General features: G+C 49.6%; 12 protein-coding genes. 5 read left to right on the top strand and 7 right to left on the bottom strand.

Annotated features, from left to right (window positions below; translation table 11 throughout):
- The 5 genes from PV783_RS26420 to nirB all read right to left on the bottom strand — a co-directional run bounded on the left by PV783_RS26420 (position 1) and on the right by nirB (position 9,136).
- The gene (locus PV783_RS26420; protein WP_420990248.1) at positions 1-3,498 is read right to left on the bottom strand and encodes a molybdopterin-dependent oxidoreductase; all 3,498 of its coding nucleotides are present in this window, start codon (positions 3,496-3,498) and stop codon (positions 1-3) included.
- Between the two features lie 20 nt (positions 3,499-3,518).
- Positions 3,519-4,808 carry an MFS transporter gene (locus PV783_RS26415; protein WP_111577591.1) on the bottom strand — a complete coding sequence of 430 codons (1,290 nt, stop codon included), beginning with the start codon at positions 4,806-4,808 and terminating at the stop codon, positions 3,519-3,521.
- Between the two features lie 18 nt (positions 4,809-4,826).
- Complete coding sequence (locus tag PV783_RS26410) at positions 4,827-6,149, bottom strand: alginate export family protein (RefSeq protein WP_420990247.1); 1,323 nt, start codon at positions 6,147-6,149, stop codon at positions 4,827-4,829.
- A gap of 85 nt (positions 6,150-6,234) precedes the next feature.
- Positions 6,235-6,612 carry a nitrite reductase small subunit NirD gene (gene nirD / locus PV783_RS26405; RefSeq protein WP_079470234.1) on the bottom strand — a complete coding sequence of 126 codons (378 nt, stop codon included), beginning with the start codon at positions 6,610-6,612 and terminating at the stop codon, positions 6,235-6,237.
- A 25-nt stretch (positions 6,613-6,637) separates the two neighbouring features.
- Positions 6,638-9,136: a nitrite reductase large subunit NirB gene (gene nirB / locus PV783_RS26400; RefSeq protein ID WP_420990246.1), complete on the bottom strand. Its 2,499-nt coding sequence runs from the start codon at positions 9,134-9,136 to the stop codon at positions 6,638-6,640.
- A gap of 185 nt (positions 9,137-9,321) precedes the next feature.
- On the opposite strand from nirB, the gene cobA reads away from it, so the two are divergent.
- Together cobA and PV783_RS26390 are read left to right on the top strand one after the other, a co-directional pair.
- Positions 9,322-10,107, top strand: coding sequence for a uroporphyrinogen-III C-methyltransferase (cobA, locus tag PV783_RS26395; protein WP_111577589.1), 786 nt, complete (start codon positions 9,322-9,324; stop codon positions 10,105-10,107).
- Positions 10,094-10,786: a Crp/Fnr family transcriptional regulator gene (locus PV783_RS26390; protein WP_079470231.1), complete on the top strand. Its 693-nt coding sequence runs from the start codon at positions 10,094-10,096 to the stop codon at positions 10,784-10,786. The genes cobA and PV783_RS26390 overlap by 14 nt, the downstream gene beginning before the upstream one ends.
- Positions 10,787-10,852: 66 nt before the next feature.
- Here PV783_RS26390 and PV783_RS26385 read toward each other — a convergent pair whose 3' ends face one another.
- Positions 10,853-11,527: a Crp/Fnr family transcriptional regulator gene (locus PV783_RS26385; protein ID WP_079470230.1), complete on the bottom strand. Its 675-nt coding sequence runs from the start codon at positions 11,525-11,527 to the stop codon at positions 10,853-10,855.
- 146 nt (positions 11,528-11,673) lie between these two features.
- On the opposite strand from PV783_RS26385, the gene PV783_RS26380 reads away from it, so the two are divergent.
- On the top strand, positions 11,674-13,437 hold the full coding sequence (locus tag PV783_RS26380) for a chloride channel protein (RefSeq protein WP_420990245.1): 1,764 nt from the start codon (positions 11,674-11,676) through the stop codon (positions 13,435-13,437).
- A 118-nt stretch (positions 13,438-13,555) separates the two neighbouring features.
- Entirely contained in the window at positions 13,556-14,566 is a 1,011-nt protein-coding gene (locus PV783_RS26375; RefSeq protein ID WP_420990244.1) for an MBL fold metallo-hydrolase, read from the top strand.
- Positions 14,567-14,569: 3 nt separating this feature from the next.
- Here PV783_RS26375 and PV783_RS26370 read toward each other — a convergent pair whose 3' ends face one another.
- Positions 14,570-15,406, bottom strand: coding sequence for a class I SAM-dependent methyltransferase (locus tag PV783_RS26370; protein WP_420990243.1), 837 nt, complete (start codon positions 15,404-15,406; stop codon positions 14,570-14,572).
- 156 nt (positions 15,407-15,562) lie between these two features.
- Between PV783_RS26370 and acnA the strand changes: the two genes are divergently transcribed.
- Positions 15,563-18,289 (top strand): aconitate hydratase AcnA, encoded by a 2,727-nt coding sequence (acnA, locus tag PV783_RS26365; RefSeq protein WP_420990242.1) that lies wholly within the window; start codon positions 15,563-15,565, stop codon positions 18,287-18,289.
- Positions 18,290-18,329 lie beyond the last annotated feature (40 nt).

Here is an 18,329-nt window from a genome sequence, read left to right as displayed (position 1 = left end):
TTATACAAGTGCTGCCATGGTTTTTTGAATTGATTTTTCCAGCAAAGCCTTTACCTCAGATTTACAGCTGCCACAGCCCAAACCAGCGCCGGAAGCCTGGCAAAGCTGTTGCAGGTTCTCACAACCTCCTGCTATCTTCTCCATAATATTACCTTCACCTACATTGCCACAGGAGCATACCAGCCTGCCAATTACCGGCGTTCCCTTTTTGCCGGAACGTAACAGTTCCAGCCGCTTATCCGACAACTCAATTTTTTGCTGAATAAGATCCCTGAATTCGATGAACTCCGATTTGTCGCCGATCAGGATGGCGCCCACCAGCCGGTCCTGGTGAATGATACATTTCTTATAATAACGTTTTGCTTTATCAATAAACACTACTTCTTCATAAGCCGGATCCTTCGGTGTTTCCACCATGCCAAGCGAACAAAGATCGGTGCCATGCATCTTCAGGATATTCATAAACAGGGAGCCCTGGTAGTAATTGCTGATGTCGCCATTGAGATAACGGGCCACTACTTCTGCCTGTTGTTCCGCGGCGGCAGTGATGCCGTATAACGTACCATTGAAAGCCGCAATTTCGCCAATAGCGTAGATGTCCGGATCACTGGTCTGAAGATATTCATTCACCACCACGCCGCGGTTGCACTCCAGTTGCGCCGCCTGGGCCAGCTCTATATTGGGAACCGTGCCTATAGACATGACCACTGCCTGGCAGGGAATGTACAGGCCGCTTTTCAGCTGGATGCCTTCCAGCTGATCCTGCCCGGAGAAACGGTTGATTTCATCATTATAATAGATGTCAATACCGCGGTCGGTAAGTTCTTCGTAAAGTAGCTGCCCACCCAGCGTATCCAGTTGGCGGTCCATTAACCGGGAAGTACGTTGTATAACGCCAACGTCTATATTAATTTCTTTGAGAGATGCTGCCAGCTCTATCCCCAACAATCCACCACCTGCTATCATTACTTTCCCTTTGGATGGATCTATATGCTGTTTGAAGGCATCTGCATCCATCCGGGTACGCATCGTGAAAATGCCCGGTATGGGTGGAATATCCCGCAACGTGGCGGCCCGGCTGCCGGTAGCCATCAGCAGGATATCGTACGTATGTACGTTCCCGTTACTATCAGTGAGTAACTTATTGCTGCGGTCGATAAGCGTAATGCTTACGCCGCGGTGCAAGGTAATATTGTAAGATTTTTCTTCTGCACTGGTCATCTTCACCAGCTGCTTCCATTGCTGGGTGCCGCTGATGTAATCCGGTAGCATCACGCGGTTGTAAAACGGCAGGTCTTCTTTACTGAACACCACTATTTCATCGGAAGTGTTTAGTTCTCGGTACGACTTTACAAATCCGCAGGCCCCGGCTCCGGCGCCTATTATCACAATTTTCTGTACCGGTTTCCGGTAGCGCGCTACCTGTACCGCTGCATATTTAAAGTCCGGCTGTTTGGAAAGAGGATCAAGCAACGGGCTGGTCAGGTTATTGGCGCGGTGAAGATCGCTGTGCAATATTTTTCCCCAATGCATAGGCAGGAAAACAACGCCTTTTTTGATAGTAGTGCTAAGCTGCGCTTTTACCCGTACTGTTCCGCGTCCGTTGGTAACGGTAACAATATCTTCTGCCGAAATGCCGCGCTGCCGTGCATCTTCGGGATGTATTTCAAGAAAGGAGGAAGAAATATGCTGCTTCAGCTTACTCACCTTACCTGTTTTGCTCATGGTATGCCACTGGTCGCGTATGCGGCCGGTGGTGAGTATCAGCGGCAACTCATTGCTGAGTGGCTCGGATCTGTTGTCATCGTCGAAACTATGGATTACCGCCCTTTCGTCAGGGGTATAAAACCGGTGGTCGCGGAACAGTCGCGGCGTGCCGTTGCCCGATTGGTAGGGCCACTGCACGCTGCGCTGTGCCTTGATAATATCATAGTTCAATTCACTCACATCAATGTTGGTACCGGCAGTAAGCCGGCAATGTTCATCGTATATCTCAGATACATTCGTATAGTCGAATCCGTGATACCCCATTTTTTGCGCAAAGCGGCAAATGATTTCGGCATCGGGTAACGCCTCGCCGGGCGCATCGGTCACTTTGGTGAGATAGCTGATGCGTCGTTCTGCGTTGGTCATGGTGCCCTCTTTTTCTGTCCATGCAGCGGCGGGTAATACCACATCTGCATAACGCAATGTTTCGGGCTTACTGGAAATTTCCTGCACCACTACATACTTTGCCTTTTGCAGTGCAGCTTCGGCAAAGCGGGCGTCGGGCAGGCTCACCAACGGATTGGTACACATGATCCAGATAGCTTTCAGCCGTCCATCGTTTAATGCGGTGAACATCTCTGTGGCAGTAAGCCCCGGCTTGTCGGAAAGCTCGGTGCCTCCCCAGAAAGCCTGTACCTCCTTACGGTGCGCAGGATTGTTCAGCACGCGGTGCGCCGGGAGGAGATTGGATAAACCGCCTACTTCGCGGCCACCCATTGCATTGGGCTGGCCTGTTAAAGAGAAAGGACCGCTGCCGGGTTTGCCGATATGGCCGGTGATCAGGTGAAGGTTAATGAGACTAAGATTTTTATGCACGCCCACGGAGCTTTGGTTCAAACCCATTGTCCAGAGGGTCATGAACCCGGTTGCGTTGCCAATGTAATCGGCGGCCTTGTGGATATCTTCCGCAGCAATACCGCAAATGGCCGCCGCTTCTTCTATGGTGCGTTCCATCACGGTATCCTTGTACTTATCAAAACCATTGGTATGCGCTTCCACAAAGGAACTATCCGTATGCCCGGCGGTGATCAGCGCGCGGCCTATGGCGTGGTGTAATACAATATCAGTACCGGGGTTTACCTGCAAATGCAGACCTGCCAGCGCGCAACTTTGTGTTACCCGCGGGTCACTCACAATAATCTTCATAGCCGGGTTGGCTGCTTTCGCTGCTTCTACCCTGCGCCATAAAATAGGATGGCACCACGCCGGATTGGCGCCTGCCACAAAGATGCAGTCGGCCTGCTCTATATCATCGTAGGTGCCGGGCACTGCATCTTCTCCCAAAGCCATTTTATAAGCCACTACCGCACTGCTCATACACAGCCGGGAGTTGGTATCTATATTATTGCTGCCAATAAATCCTTTGATCAGCTTATTCACTACATAGTATTCCTCCGTCAGGCATTGCCCGGATGCGTAGAAGGCTACAGCATCCGGACCATGTTTTTTTATGATGGCTGCAAATACAGCGGCGGTTCTTTCCAATGCCTGATCCCATGTAACCCTTTGCCGTGGAAGGTTACGGTGGTACCGCATTTCAGGATACAGCAACCTGTCTGATGTATCCATCACTGTATAATGCAGGTTCATACCTTTGGAACAAAGCATACCCTTATTAACCGGGTGTGTTTTGTCACCTTCTACATGCAGCTTGCCCTGCCGGTCTTTATGTACCACTATTCCACAGCCTACGCCGCAGTAACAACAGGTGGTTTTGAATGATGCTTGCATGCTAAAGGTTTTACAATGATTTATGATACCGCTACCGGTGTTCTTACCGGTGCTTCCTCAGCAGCAGGCTGCCGGGTAAAGCGTGTCAGCATTACAATACAGGAGATGGCAATAACTACATAGCCAATATACGTGAACGCCTGTACGTAACTGATACTGTCTGATTTAAACAGGAAGCCGAACATCATTCCGCCGAGGTTGCCCCCTGCGCCAACAATACCGCTTACCAGCCCCGCATTTTTTTCGTTGATAAAAGGTACGATGCCATAAGTGGCGCCATTGGCCATTTTCAGGAACAGCGCAAAGCTCAGCATGGCGATGATAGCCACTACCAGCGATCCTGCCTGTGCAAATAATAACAACCCGATTCCTTCCGCCAGCAGCATCAGGGCCAATAACCATCCTTTACCTCTCATGCCAAACCTGGCGCCTGCCTTATCTGAAATAATGCCTCCCAGTGCCCGCGCAAACAGGTTCATAAAACCAAATATACCGGCCCAGAACCCTGCACTGCCTTGCGAAAGTTGAAATGTATCTACAAAATGTAAAGACGCTACGTTATCAAAAGTGATCTCCATACCAAAGCACATGCCGTATGCCAGTGTAAGCGCCCAGATGCGCCAGTCGCCCAGCACAGACCAATCCGTTTTATTATCTTTCTTATTATAACCAATCTCATCAAAATTTCCGTTAGGCGTATCTTTTGTATAACGGTAATACAGGTACGCTACACCGAGCATCATCAGTCCCGGCAGTATCATGGCGTACCGCCACGCTTCCGGTTTGGTGTAACCAAAACCAACAATCGCGGCAAATATCACCGGCATCACCATGTTGGTAACGCCTCCGCCCAGGTTGCCCCAGCCGCCGGTAATTGCATTGGCGGTGCCTTTGATGGCAGGGGCGAACATAAGGGAGGTGTGAAACTGCGTAATAACAAAGGAACCGCCTATAACGCTGATGGCTAAACGGAACAGCATAAAGGAAGTATAGTCTTTTGATAACCCAACCAGGAATACCGGCAACGAACCCACCAGCAACAGCCGGATCGCGGTTTTACGCGGTCCCCAGGTATCACAGAGCCGGCCAATGATAAGCCGCGCTATGATGGTGCCGGATACGGAAGCAATAATGATATTACCTACCTGCGATTTGGTTAACCCGAGATCCGCACGGATAGTAGGCATCAGCGGCGCCAGCCCAAACCAGCCAAAGAAACAAACGAAGAACATCAGCCACGTAATATGGAACGTGCGCATCTGTATGGTATCAAGACTGAATATTTTTAATTTTTCTAAAGGAGCAGCCATGTGTTGTGTTTTTACAGGTTATTTAATCAGAAATTCGGGCCGGATATTAACCGATATATATGCCCAGTTACTGTTTGCAGCAGCGTTCTTTACATTTTTAACAGTAGGGGAAGACAGGGTGGCAGTACTCCAGAAATGGCTGTAACCTGCTTCCAGTCCTATCATTTTGGTAAGGGTGTAATTCGCTGTTACATCTGCTTCTGTTCCAAACTGTTTCTTCATGCCCGTTACATCGGCTGCACTGAAAAACTCGTGTACATCGCCGGTCAATGCCCAACGCGGCCCCGGCTTTAGTTTCGTTTTTACGTAATAGTCCTGTAATCCTTTATTCCCAAATCCGCTGGCCACATAGAAGTAATCCATATTGCCCCAGAACTTATGCGGGGTGCCATACAGCGGATCAAAATCCGGACTGGTATAATCCGCGCCTGCGCCTGCGCTGAATGCTTTATTCACACTATAAAAGAAAGAACCTGAAAGTAAACTGCCGCTCACCGTTTGTCCGTTCCCGTTGGTGCCAAACTGATGATACACGGCAGCTGTATAGGTAAATCTGTTAAATGCCTGCGTGTAAAATAAACCCGTGGTCATACGGGTATTCACCGCTCCTTCGTATACTTTTACAGCCACATGTTCTACACTGTCGATGTGGTATTTTGAAAACTGATCTGTCAGGAAAAGAAAGGATAAATTGCCTTTGTTCAGCTTCCTGGATACATAAGCAAATTCCAGGCTTTTGTACATATTGCCGCCATTGGTGTTCGCGGTATAATTACCGGGAGGCGTGGCATTGTATACACTGCCGCTGGCATTTTCTTTATTCTGGTTAAAGGCGGCGCCCACATGCAGGGTCCACGCATTACTTTCGTATTTCAACACTGCTGCATCGTGCCGGCGGCCCTGTTGCAGCCAGTCGAGATTGCCCAGTAAACGGCTGTCGTCATACACCAGTTCCTGGCGGCCGATCTTCAGAGAAAGACTTTTATTCTTCACCACAGTGTCTGTCAGCAATACTTCCGCCCACGCTTCATGCAGCATAAACCCGTTATTATCCGGGGTAGTGGTGCGGTTAATAGTAGAGCCGTCCTGTCCCCAAACACGTACATCCTGTACCGTTAGTCCCAGCTTGATCCGGTAGGCGCTGAAGCCGGCCATTAACCGGGTACGCTGAGAGGTGAAGAAAGCTGGTGCGGCGCCTTCGGGCTGCGGAGCGCCTTGTCCGTTACGTAGTTCGGTGCGGGTTCTGAGTTGCGCACCGAGTGAGAGTTGGGCATAGCCGTACTGCGATAACAGCAGTCCGGGAAGTATCAACGATACCTTGCCTGGAAACCATTTTTTCATGTAACTTTGGTTGATTTTGAATGAGCCAATCATTTCCGGATCAGAAGCCCGGTTAGCCTGCCAGCTACCGGGTTTCGTTTTTTTATTATACACCTGCCATCTCCATCTCAGCAGCTACACCTATATATACCATGTCGTCCACGATTTTTACAGGGTAGGTAGTGAGGGAACATTCGTGTTCGTCAGACAGGCAACGGCCATCTTTCAGGGAGAATGTTTTTTTATGAAAAGGACAGGCTACTTTAGGCTCATCTTGTACAGTGCCCGTCATACCGCGACTGAGTGCCATCTGCTGGCGGTGCGGGCAAAGGTTTTGGGTGGCATACCATTCATTTCTGCGGGCAAAATAGAACAGGGCTATCTGCTCTTCTTTGTACTTTACGCAAACGCCGCCATTGGTAGGTACATCTGATGTTTTGCAGGCCAGGAACCAGCTGGTAGTAGTTGTGTGAGTAGTAGACATAGCAGTGTATTTTTGTGTAAAGAGATTATTTCCATTCAGCGGCTTTCTTCTGAGCCCGCATCGTTTCAAATTTTACAGTCGGATCTTTATCGGTTGGTGCATTTACAAAGTGGGAGAAACGCTTGCGCAGTTCTGGGTTTTCCACTACTTCGCGCCACTCGCATTTGTAGTTATCTACCAGGAGTTGCATTTCTGATTCGAGCTGGGTGGCAATACCAAGACTGTCATTCACCACCACATTGCGTAAATAGTCCATACCGCCATCCAGCTTATTAAGCCAGGTAGCTGTACGCGTCAGCGGATCGGCTGTTTTGATGTAAAACATCAGGAAGCGGTCGATGTATTGGATACAGGTTTCGCTGTCGATGTCTGATGCCAGCAGTTGTGCATGTTGTGGTTTGGAACCGCCGTTACCGCATACATACAGGTTCCAGCCTCTTTCGGTGGCGATGATGCCAAAGTCTTTCGACTGCGCCTCTGCACATTCCCGGATACAACCGGATACGGCCGATTTAATTTTATGCGGCGCCCGCAATCCGCGGTAGCGTTCTTCTATCCGGATGGCGAAGCTCACACTGTCGTGCAGCCCGAAGCGGCACCAGGTAGAGCCCACGCAGCTTTTTACTGTACGGAGCGCTTTACCATAAGCATGGCCGCTTTCAAAACCTGCTGCAATCAACTCTTCCCAGATATTTGGCAGGTCACTGAGATGTGCGCCAAACAAGTCGATACGTTGTCCGCCGGTGATTTTCGTATAGAGGTTATATTTAGTACCTATCTGCCCGATCACTACCAGTTTTTCCGGTGTAATTTCTCCACCGGGAATCCGGGGCACTACAGAGTAGGTACCACCTTTCTGGATATTGGCGAGGTAGCGGTCGTTGGAATCCTGCGCTGTATCGTTGCCTTTATCGAGGATCATATCATTCCACAAACTGGCCAGGATAGAGGCTACCACTGGTTTACATACTTCGCAGCCTTCCCCGCTGCCGTAATGGTCCAGTACTTCATCAAAGGAACGGAGTGATTTTACTTTGATGAGGTCCAGCATTTCCTGGCGGGAGTATTGGAAGTGTTCGCATACCACGTTGCGGATATATTTGCCCTGTGCCTTCATGGTGGCGGTGATCAGGTCTTTCACCATTGGTGTACAGCCACCACAGCAGGTACCGGCTTTGGTACATTTCTTTACTTCGTCCAGTGTTTCACGGCCATCGGTCACCGCCTGGCAGATAGCGCCTTTGCTTACGCTTTCACAGCTGCAGATAATGGCTTCATCCGGAAGCGCGGTAACGCCCGCGCCGGTATCGGCACTGCCGCTTCTGTTACCCAGCAGTAAATCTTCCGGGTTGGCCGGCAGGGCCAGTTTGTTTTTGGTGGTTTGCAGCAGCATGTTGTAAGCGGCTGCGTCACCTATTAAAATACCTCCCAGCAGGAACTGGCCATCGTGGGTGATGTTGATCCTTTTGTAAGTGCCTTTGAATTTATCTTCAAATACAATGCTGTGGCAGCTTTCCGGGGCAGGGAACGGGTCGCCGAAGCTGGCCACATCCACGCCGATGAGTTTTAATTTGGTGCTCATATCAAACCCGGTGAAGGCTTTGGCTTCACCGGCGATATGGGAGGCGGCCACTTCTGCCATTTCATAACCCGGGGCCACCAGGCCGTAGATCATGTTGTTGTAAAGTGCGCACTCACCGATGGAATATATAAAGGAGTCACTTGTCTGCATTTGTTCGTTTACCACAATGCCACCACGTGGACCAACGGCGATACCGGCAGCACGTGCCAGCTCGTCGCGTGGTTTAATACCGGCAGACACAACCAGGATGTCTGTCTCCAGGATAGTATCGTCCGAAAACTGGAGCCCTGTTATTGCTTCATCTCCCAGTATCTCCCGGGTGTTTTTACCGGTAAGCACTTTCAGTCCCAGGCTGGCCAGCTTGTTTTGCAGGATGCCGGAGCCCTGTTCATCTATCTGGCGTGGCATGAGGCGGGAGGAAAACTCCACCACATGCGTATTATTAATACCGAGGTCCAGGAGGGCTTTGGCAGCTTCCAGTCCCAGCAATCCGCCGCCTATTACAGCGCCGCTGCGGGCTCCGGGGGCATAGGCCTTCATCATTTCCAGGTCTTCTATAGTGCGGTAAATGAATACGCCTTTTTTATCCATGCCGGGTACCGGTGGCACAAACGCGGCAGAGCCGGTGGCCATCACCAGGTAATCGTAGGTTTCCACGATACCTTTATATGACTGTACGGTTTTATTGGTGCGGTCAATCTGTAATACCGGGTCGCCGAGGTGCAGGCGGATACCCTGCTCTACATACCAGTCGGCCGTAGCCAGCAGCAGGTCGTCGGCTGTTTTGCCGTCAAACCAGGAGGTGAGATGTACGCGATCATAAGCGGGACGGGGTTCTTCTCCAAATACAACCAGTTCAATCGGGGTGTCGGCAGATTTGGAAATGATCTTCTCACAAAATTTGTATCCCACCATACCGTTTCCTATAACTACTATTTTCATTCGATTATATTTAAGGATCAGAAATCTGGAATTATATTATGAATTAATTAATATAATAGTATTTTTTGTTTTGGAGACGATTTTTAAGGTAGGTGTATGATGTTAATTATAAAATTAAGCGTTTTTGTTTTAATTTTAGGCATGCATAGCTGTTAAATCTTCATATAATTTTAAATGTCATATGTATGCAGGTATCAAATCCATCTCTATCTTTAGTCGGAGCAGGACCCGGAGATCCTGAAATGATCACGCTGAAAGCGATTAACACCATCCGCCGGGCCAACGTCATATTATATGATGCATTGGTAAATGAATCCCTGCTCACTTATGCCTCGCCGGGTGCGATCATTAAGTTTGTAGGTAAAAGATATGGTTGCCATGCCCTGTCCCAGCAGGAAATAAACCACCTGATCGTGGAAATGGCGCTGGCCCACGGCCATGTAGTACGGCTCAAAGGCGGCGATCCCTTTGTATTTGGCAGGGCTGTGGAAGAAATTGAAGCTGCCAGGAAGCATGGAATCAAAGTGGCCATTGTGCCAGGAATCTCCAGTGCAGTAGCGGTACCGGCATCCCAGATGATACCGCTTACCTGCAGGGGCACCGCGGAAAGCTTCTGGGTAACCACCGGCACCACCAAAAGCGGCGATATTTCAAAAGACATCGCGCTGGCGGCACAATCCACTGCAACGGTAGTGATATTAATGGCCATGAGTAAACTGGAAGGTATCATGGATATCTTTCACGCACACGGCAAAGCAGCAACACCGGTAGCCATTATCCAGGACGGCACCACACCACAGCAAAAAATGGTGATCGGTACCGTAAAGGATATTGCCTTACGTGCACAGGCCGCCGGAATGGGAAATCCTGCTATTATAGTGGTAGGAGAGGTAGTAAAGCTGCAATCCCTGCTGGCAGATGAAACATTACAACAATTACAAAACAGCAATACGATACATGAAGAAAGATAAACAGGGTTGTGATGGTAAAACTTGCCTCCTTTGCCGGTTGTCCCTGAAAGAATGGGCCCCGGCAACAGCATTGTACCGCAAAAATTTTACCCTGAACAAAGGAGAAACCCTGTTTAAAGAAGGTGATAAAGTAGAAGGGATCTACTTTATTTATGAAGGCCGTATGAAAGTGCATAAACACTGGGGCTCCGAAAAAGAACTCATTGTACGCTTTGCACAGAAAGGCGATATCGTTGGCCACCGCGGCATAGGCGGTACGGAACATTATTATCCCATATCAGCCACTGCATTGGAGCCGGTAAAAGTTTGTTTTATAGAGATGGACTTTTTCCAGGCGTCTCTTAAAATCAATCACGACCTGCTGTACGAACTCATGTTGTTTTATGCACAGGAACTGCAAACGTCCGAAAAGCAGATGCGTAACCTTGCGCATATGTCTGTTAAAGGCCGCATGGCCAATGCACTAATACAGCTCCAGCAAAAGTTTGGTTTCAACAAAGACGGGTTTATTGACCTTGCACTTAGTAAACAAGACCTCGCCTCCTACATCGGCGCTACTTACGAAACCACTTTCCGGGTATTGAATGAATTGATAGAAGAACGGCTGGTAGCCGTTTCAGGGAAGAGTATCACCATTTTGAATGAAGATAAGTTAGCCCGGCTTACGGCAACCAGTTAGCCTGCCAGCAGGCGTTTCCGGATCAAGTCCACCTCAAAGGCGTGTATGCGCCGTGGTAACTTCCCTTCAACCTCCAACAATATACCTGCGCAGCTTTTTCTCGTTTAATATCGTTATCGCCCTGCCTTCCGCAGTAATCAGCTTCTCCGCGATAAACTCCTGCAAATTGCGGTAAATAGTTTCATAGGTGGTGCCTGCAAAAGCCGCAAGATCCTGGCGGCTGATGGTAAAATGAAGCGCCTTATGCAAGCGGCTGAGTTCCAGCAAAGCGTCTGCCAGTCTGCCTTTTACATCCATATGCACCAGGTTGCGCATCTTCCGTTCTGCTTCCTGTAATTCGTCGGCATAAAACTGCATCAGCTTCAACGCCAGGCTGGGATTCACTTTCAGCGATGCCTCAAAAAACGACAGCTCTGTATAACACACCGTGGTGTCTTCCAGTGCGGTGGCAGAAACAGTATACAGCCGATCTCCGCTGCCCAACCCGCGATGCCCGAGGATATCGCCTTTCTGCGCAAAGCGGACGATGAGTTCTTTTTCGGCCCCCCATTGCTTATGCACTTTCACTTTGCCATCATACAAAAAAAAGATCCCCTTCACCGGGCTGCCCTCCTGGAAAATTGTTTCATTCTTCTTATAAAAAAGATGCTGCCTGTGATCTGATACCGCCGCAATCCATTCAGGGATGCTGTATTGGCATAAAAAACAGGTGTTTAGATCGCAGGTTCCGGCTTTTTTCATGACTGCAATACTAATGTTTTTTCGCGTTTTTGGAAGAAAAAATAGGTTTTAATATGATTTGAATCATATTTTTGCATTGTTTTAAAGATGTAATTGTCACTTTATATAGTATGAATCACAAAAAAGAGCAGAAATTTGCCGGAAACATGTCACGGAGGGTGTTTTACCTCAGTCTGCAGGCATGTATCAACGCCCTGGCTATCGGCGTAGTGGCAAAAGCACTGGTGTTGCTGATCAGTCTCATTACCAACCTGTCGTTTTACGGGAAATTTTCATTTGAAGAAGCAGGGCCGGCAGGAAACCACCTGGGCATGCTGGTAATCATAGTACCCATCATAGGTAGCCTGATAGTAGGGGTGATGGCGCGTTTTGGCAGTAAAGCCATCCGCGGTCATGGTATCCCGGAGGCGATGGAAAACATCATCGGCAATGAAAGCAAGATCCCGCCGGTGATTACATTGCTGAAACCCTTGTCTGCTGCCATCTCTATCGGTACCGGTGGTCCCTTTGGTGCAGAAGGCCCCATCATCGCTACGGGTGGCGCCATTGGCTCCTTCACAGGGCAGGTGATCCATATTTCTTCGGCAGAAAGAAAAGTTTTGCTGGCAGCAGGCGCCTGCGCCGGTATGGCCGCTATCTTCGGAAGCCCGTTGGCAGCTGTTTTGCTGGCTATTGAACTGCTGCTGTTTGAATTCTCTCCCCGTTCGGTGATTCCCGTGGCCATAGGCTGTATCGCCGGCGCCGGTATGCACATCCTGTTGTTCGACAGCACCCCGGTTTTTGCCATGCCGCCAATCCCTGCGGTAACGGATATCGCCCTGGTCACTTATGTGCTGATGGGCGCTATCATAGGCGTAGTGGCGGCTTACGTGTCGAAGTCCGTTTATTTTGTGGAAGACCTGTTTGAGAAATTACCCATCCACTGGATGTGGTGGCCGGCACTCGGCGCCATCGCGGTGGGTGTGACCGGCTACTTCGCCCCGCACACAATGGGTGTGGGTTATGATAACATTAAAACACTGTTAACCGGCACCGCGCCGCTGGCACTGCTGGTATCGCTTTGTGTGCTCAAATATCTTTCATGGGTGATTTCCCTGGGCAGCGGTACCTCCGGCGGAACGCTGGCGCCCCTGTTTACCATCGGTGGTGCTTTTGGAGCATTGCTGGGTGTGGCAGTAATGCATATATTCCCCGGCAGCGGCATCAACATCGCTACAGCGGCGTTGATTGGTATGGCTGCCATGTTTGCCGGCGCCTCCCGCGCATTGCTCACGGCTATTGTATTCTCACTGGAAACAACCGGGCAAACACATGGCCTCCTGCCGCTGATAGCCGCCTGCACGGCCGCTTATTTTGTGTCGTTCTTCCTGATGAAAGGCAGTATCATGACAGAAAAGATCCGCCGCAGAGGCGTGGCCACCCCGGAAGAATATACCCCTGATATGATGCAGCTGATCAATGTGGCGGCCGTGGCCACCAACCCTCCTGTAGCGCTGGAGGAAGATACTACCCAGGCGCAGGCACATCAGTTGCTGCAAACAGTTTTTTATCACTACCGCTACCTGCCGGTAACAGATAAGGCCGGGCATTTCAAAGGATATGTAAACCGGCAGCACCTGTTGGCCGGAAACAATATGCCTCTCCGGGACCTCCTGGAATCATCTGCGCCCTACCTGTACCCCGCCGATGATATCAATCTCGTTACAGAACTATTCGATAGTTATCCGCCGGATATCCTGGCGGTACTCGATGCGGGAAAGAAATTAACAGGCATTGTCACTGCCGATGCGGTGCTGAGAACCTATGGCGAACGCCGCAAGGCTACCGCAAAGTATCATTCTGCTTTCTATGGCAATACCCGCCTGCTGCGGTTAATGGCACGGGGCAAACGCCTGCTGGCACGGCCTTAACATCCTGACATAACGGTTGAAATGCAGGTCCGCTCTTTTGGGCGGGCCTTTTTTTATGCCCCGTAAAATATTCTCCTGCGCTGCCCGTCTTCCTATAAAAGCGTCTTAACTTTAATACATGCAGCGGAAATTACCTTCCATAAAAGAAAGAATACAACAGTCTCAGAACTTCCGTAACGGATCCTTTCAGAACCTCTCCGTTACGCCGATGAAGCCGGAGGATGTTACTTATTTCACCATGCTCCGCAAAGTGCTGAAACGCCCGGCAGATGTACGGCCTCCCGGACCTATGCCAACAGTGCGCACGGATCTGAAAGCATTATACTCGGAAAAGCCCGTAGTCACCTGGTTTGGCCACTCTTCTTATCTCATCCATGTAAAAGGATTTAATATACTGGTAGACCCCGTGTTTAGCGGCAGCGCATCGCCCATGTCATGTATGGTAAAGGCATTCCCCGGAGCTGATGCCTATACGCCAGCAGATATGCCGGAAATAGATCTGATGATCATCACCCACAATCACTATGATCATCTTGATAAAAAAACATTAGCCCAGCTAAAGCCCCATACCAAAAGAATATATACCAGCTTAGGTGTTGGCTATGATCTGCAGCGCTGCGTGGCAACCGGCAACAATGTCACGGAAATGGACTGGTGGGAAACCCGTGAAATCGCAAAAGATATCACCCTAACGGCTACGCCTGCACGACATTTCTCCGGCCGTGGAATTAAAAGAGGCGGTAGCCTCTGGTCTTCTTTTGTACTGGAAATATTCGGGTATAAAATTTTTATCGGCGGAGACTCCGGGTACGATACGCATTTCAAAGCCATTGGTGATAAATTCGGTCCGTTCGACCTGGTAATACTGGAATGCGGGCAATACAACGATTACTGGCCTTTCATCCATATGAACCCGGAAGAAACCGTGCAGGCGGCCATCGACCTGCAGGCAAAAGCCCTGCTGCCGGTACATTGGGGCAAATTTGTACTGGCTATGCATGCATGGAATGACTCCCCGAAACGGGTGACTGCCGCCGGCGCGCAAAGGGGGCTGCTTGTTACCACTCCCCGCATAGGAGAGCCGGTAACCGTAGGCGCACATTATCCGCAGGAGCATTGGTGGGAATAGTTCCTAGATCCGGAAGCTCACCATTTCCACAATGCCTTCACCGGGCGCATGAAACAGATGATTGTCCCCGGTGAGCTTTTTCTCCGTTTCACACAGCGGCTCCACCGTATCCAGTATTCCATCCAGCTGGTATAATAAGCCTGCAATATCCGCCCGGTTATTCACATTTACCGGCCGGCCAATATAGTTTTCCAATACTTCCTTCACTGCTTTGTGATAAGACAGGAACCTGGCAGGTACTTCTTCTTCAGATAGAGAATAATCCAGCAACACCAGGTGATGTTGCTGTGGCGTTTTAAATAACTGCATCACCTGCACAAACGCATCGTTAGAGATATAATGAAGCACGCCCTCAAAAACAATGATCGCAGGAATCTCTTCCCGGTAGCCGTTTTCCAATAACTTACTCCATAACAACGCAGTATCCGTTATATCACATTTGATAAAGCGGATCAGCGGATTACCCGGCATGATCTCTTCATAGAGTTGCTGCTTTTCTTCAATGTATCCATTATCCACTTCTATAATCCTGCTGATCTGTTGCGGGTAATTTTCCAGGAGATATAAAGATAAAGGGTCCAGTCCGGCGCCCAGCATAATCACCTGTTGACCCGGAAATGCCGGCATGCGCTCCCGCAACATCCGGCGGATGCTTTGTTTTCGCAGGCATATCATATCTGCAATAAACGGATATTGCTGTTTCAGTTCATCATAGAAACCGCTGGTTTCGCTAAAATCGATCGCTTCTATATACTGTTGCTGCAGTGGTGTGGTATACAATTGCATCGCTGCTTCCAGCACCAGGCGGGACGTGGAGGGTACTTTTAATTTTTCGGTCATTTTGAGGTGCATTTATAATAAAGCTAATATAGGCCAATGCATGGCTACAGCAGGGTTATTTTAATATTAATGGTTCATAAACGCTTCACAATAAGGTATATTTAATAAACAAAATGGTAGCATCATTGTTTCACTAAAATGTCAACAACTCAGATTATGCAGCCACGTATCGCATCACTCAGCAAACTGGAACAGGACGGTAGAAAAATCTCCCGGTTGCCTTTCTCGATCAGGATCTTACTGGAAAATGTTCTGCGGAACCATGACAACTTCGCCATCACCGACGAACACCTGGAAACATTGGTAAACTGGGACCCCGCAGGGACGGACAAAGAAATACCTTTTAAGCCCGCGCGCGTACTGATGCAGGACTTTACCGGCGTAGCCGCCGTAGTGGATATTGCTTCCATCCGTGCAGAGGTGATCCGTAAAGGAAAAGACGGTGCAAAAATTAACCCGGCCATCCCGGTGGATCTCGTGGTAGATCACTCTGTGCAGGTCGATTTCTTTGGAACAGATTACTCCTATACAAAAAATGTGGCCTATGAATATGAACGTAATAAAGAACGTTACCAGCTGCTCAAATGGGCGCAACAGGCTTTCGATAATTTTACGGTAGTACCGCCAGGCATGGGGATCTGTCACCAGGTAAACCTGGAATACCTTGCCAAAGGCGTTATAAGCCGCGATGGCTGGCTGTTTCCCGATACATTGGTTGGCACCGACTCCCATACCCCCATGGTTAACGGTATCGGAGTACTGGGCTGGGGCGTAGGTGGTATTGAAGCAGAAGCAGCCATCTTAGGTCAGCCCATCTATTTCTCCTGTCCCCAGGTGATCGGGCTGCGTCTCACCGGCCGGCTCACAGAAGGCGTTACCGCCACCGATATGGTACTCGCCATCACGCAGCTGTTGCGTAAATACGGGGTGGTCGACAAATTTGTGGAAGTATTCGGCGACGGACTTGACTTCCTCTCTGTACCTGACCGCGCCACGATCTCTAATATGTCGCCGGAATTTGGCTGCACTGTTACCTATTTCCCGATAGATACGCAAACACTGCAATACATGCATCGCACCAACCGCTCCAAAGAGGATATTGCGCAGGTGGAAAACTATTGCAAAGAAAATATGCTCTGGCGTCATGGCAGCGAGCAAATCACCTATACGGATATTATTGAACTGGACCTCGGACAAATACAATCCGCTGTGGCCGGGCCTAAGCGGCCACAGGACCGTATCCTGGTCCGCGACCTGCACAACGAGTTTGAAACCCTGCTCAGCAAGGAATTTAAACGCATGTATACGCCCGAAGGAAAACGCCGCGACACCGCCTGGCTGTCGGAAGGAGGCTCCGGCACCGCCTTTACCTACGAAATACAAAAGCATACAGAAGAAGTAGCGGTAGAACTGGACTATCTTAAATCCGTACGTATTAAACTGAAAAATGAAGAATATGTACTGAGCGATGGCGCCATTACCATTGCCGCTATCACCAGCTGTACCAATACTTCCAATCCAAGCGTGATGATAGGCGCAGGGCTGGTAGCGAAAAAAGCTATCAGTCGCGGGTTGTATGTAAAGCCCTGGGTGAAAACCAGCCTGGCGCCAGGTTCAAGGGTAGTAACGGAATACCTGAAACGCTCGGGCTTACTCTCCGAACTGGAAGCGCTGCGTTTTCATATTGTTGGCTACGGCTGTACTTCGTGTATTGGTAACAGTGGTCCGCTGCCGCCGGCCATCGCGGAAGCGGTGGAGAAAGGAAACCTGGTGGTGGCATCTGTACTTTCCGGCAACCGTAACTTCGAGGCAAGGGTACATCCGCAGGTGAAGATGAACTTCCTGGCTTCGCCATTGCTGGTGGTAGCCTACGCCATTGCAGGCCGCATCGATGTGGATATGCTCACCGCCCCATTGGGCTACGACCCCAATGGCGAACCCGTATACCTCCGCGATATCTGGCCCACCCAGCAGGAAATCAACGACGCTGTAGCCGCCGCCGTAAAGCAGGAAGATTTTGAAAATATCTACAAAGTAATATTCGACGGTGATGAACAATGGCGCGGTTTACTGGCGCCATCCGGGAAGGATTATCACTGGAGCAACGACTCTACCTATATCCGGGAAGCGCCGTTCTTTAACGGGTTGTCTGAATTCCCGCTTCCCGTGGAAGATGTAAAAGATGCACGCGTGCTGCTGAAACTGGGAGACTCCGTTACCACGGATCATATCTCTCCGGCAGGTTCATTCAAACCGGATACGCCGGCAGGCAAGTACCTGTTGGACCGTGGCATTGATCCACGCCTGTTTAACTCCTATGGCTCCCGCAGGGGAAACCATGAAGTAATGATCCGCGGCACCTTTGCCAATGTGCGTATTAAAAATGAGCTATCGCCCAAAGAAGGTGGTTTTACCACCATCATTCCATCCGGAACAGTATTGCCCATTTATGATGCGGCGCAGCAATATGCTGCTAAAAAAGTGCCGCTGATTATACTGGCCGGAAAGGAATATGGCAGCGGTTCTTCGCGCGACTGGGCTGCAAAGGGCACCAATCTTCTCGGTGTAAAAGCAGTGATTGCAGAAAGCTACGAACGTATTCACCGCAGCAACCTGGTAGGTATGGGCGTACTCCCACTCGAATACCTCGAAGGAGAAAATGCAAACACCTTAAAACTTACCGGAACTGAATTGTACACCATCAGCGATATATCTGCTGGTCTCGTTCCAAATAAAATACTAACGGTAACGGCTATCCCGGCAGAAGGGGCGCCCATTGTATTCAAAGTAAAATCCAAGCTGAACTCCCTGATAGAAATTGAGTACTATCGTCATGGTGGTATTTTGCAGTATGTGCTGCGGGCGTTTCTTGAAAAAGCGTAGGATCGCCTTCGGCGATGTTAAATTGTCTTGGAGCAGGATT

Origin of the sequence: Chitinophaga sp. CC14, assembly GCF_048957795.1 — a bacterium.
GTDB lineage: Bacteria > Bacteroidota > Bacteroidia > Chitinophagales > Chitinophagaceae > Chitinophaga > Chitinophaga ginsengisegetis.
The sequence above is the reverse complement of the archived record's forward strand: the minus strand, read 5'-3'. Positions and strand labels throughout refer to the sequence as shown.

Bases quoted from the DNA above. Each gene is read 5' to 3' on its own strand.
- PV783_RS26380 (WP_420990245.1), top strand. From the start codon at position 11,674: ATGTCACGGAGGGTGTTTTACCTCAGTCTGCAGGCATGTATCAACGCC.
- cobA (WP_111577589.1), top strand. From the start codon at position 9,322: ATGCAGGTATCAAATCCATCTCTATCTTTAGTCGGAGCAGGACCCGGA.
- nirD (WP_079470234.1), bottom strand. From the start codon at position 6,612: ATGTCTACTACTCACACAACTACTACCAGCTGGTTCCTGGCCTGCAAA.
- PV783_RS26370 (WP_420990243.1), bottom strand. From the start codon at position 15,406: ATGACCGAAAAATTAAAAGTACCCTCCACGTCCCGCCTGGTGCTGGAA.
- nirB (WP_420990246.1), bottom strand. From the start codon at position 9,136: ATGAAAATAGTAGTTATAGGAAACGGTATGGTGGGATACAAATTTTGT.
- PV783_RS26385 (WP_079470230.1), bottom strand. From the start codon at position 11,527: ATGAAAAAAGCCGGAACCTGCGATCTAAACACCTGTTTTTTATGCCAA.
- PV783_RS26410 (WP_420990247.1), bottom strand. From the start codon at position 6,149: ATGAAAAAATGGTTTCCAGGCAAGGTATCGTTGATACTTCCCGGACTG.
- PV783_RS26375 (WP_420990244.1), top strand. From the start codon at position 13,556: ATGCAGCGGAAATTACCTTCCATAAAAGAAAGAATACAACAGTCTCAG.
- PV783_RS26415 (WP_111577591.1), bottom strand. From the start codon at position 4,808: ATGGCTGCTCCTTTAGAAAAATTAAAAATATTCAGTCTTGATACCATA.
- PV783_RS26390 (WP_079470231.1), top strand. From the start codon at position 10,094: ATGAAGAAAGATAAACAGGGTTGTGATGGTAAAACTTGCCTCCTTTGC.
- PV783_RS26420 (WP_420990248.1), bottom strand. From the start codon at position 3,498: ATGCAAGCATCATTCAAAACCACCTGTTGTTACTGCGGCGTAGGCTGT.
- acnA (WP_420990242.1), top strand. From the start codon at position 15,563: ATGCAGCCACGTATCGCATCACTCAGCAAACTGGAACAGGACGGTAGA.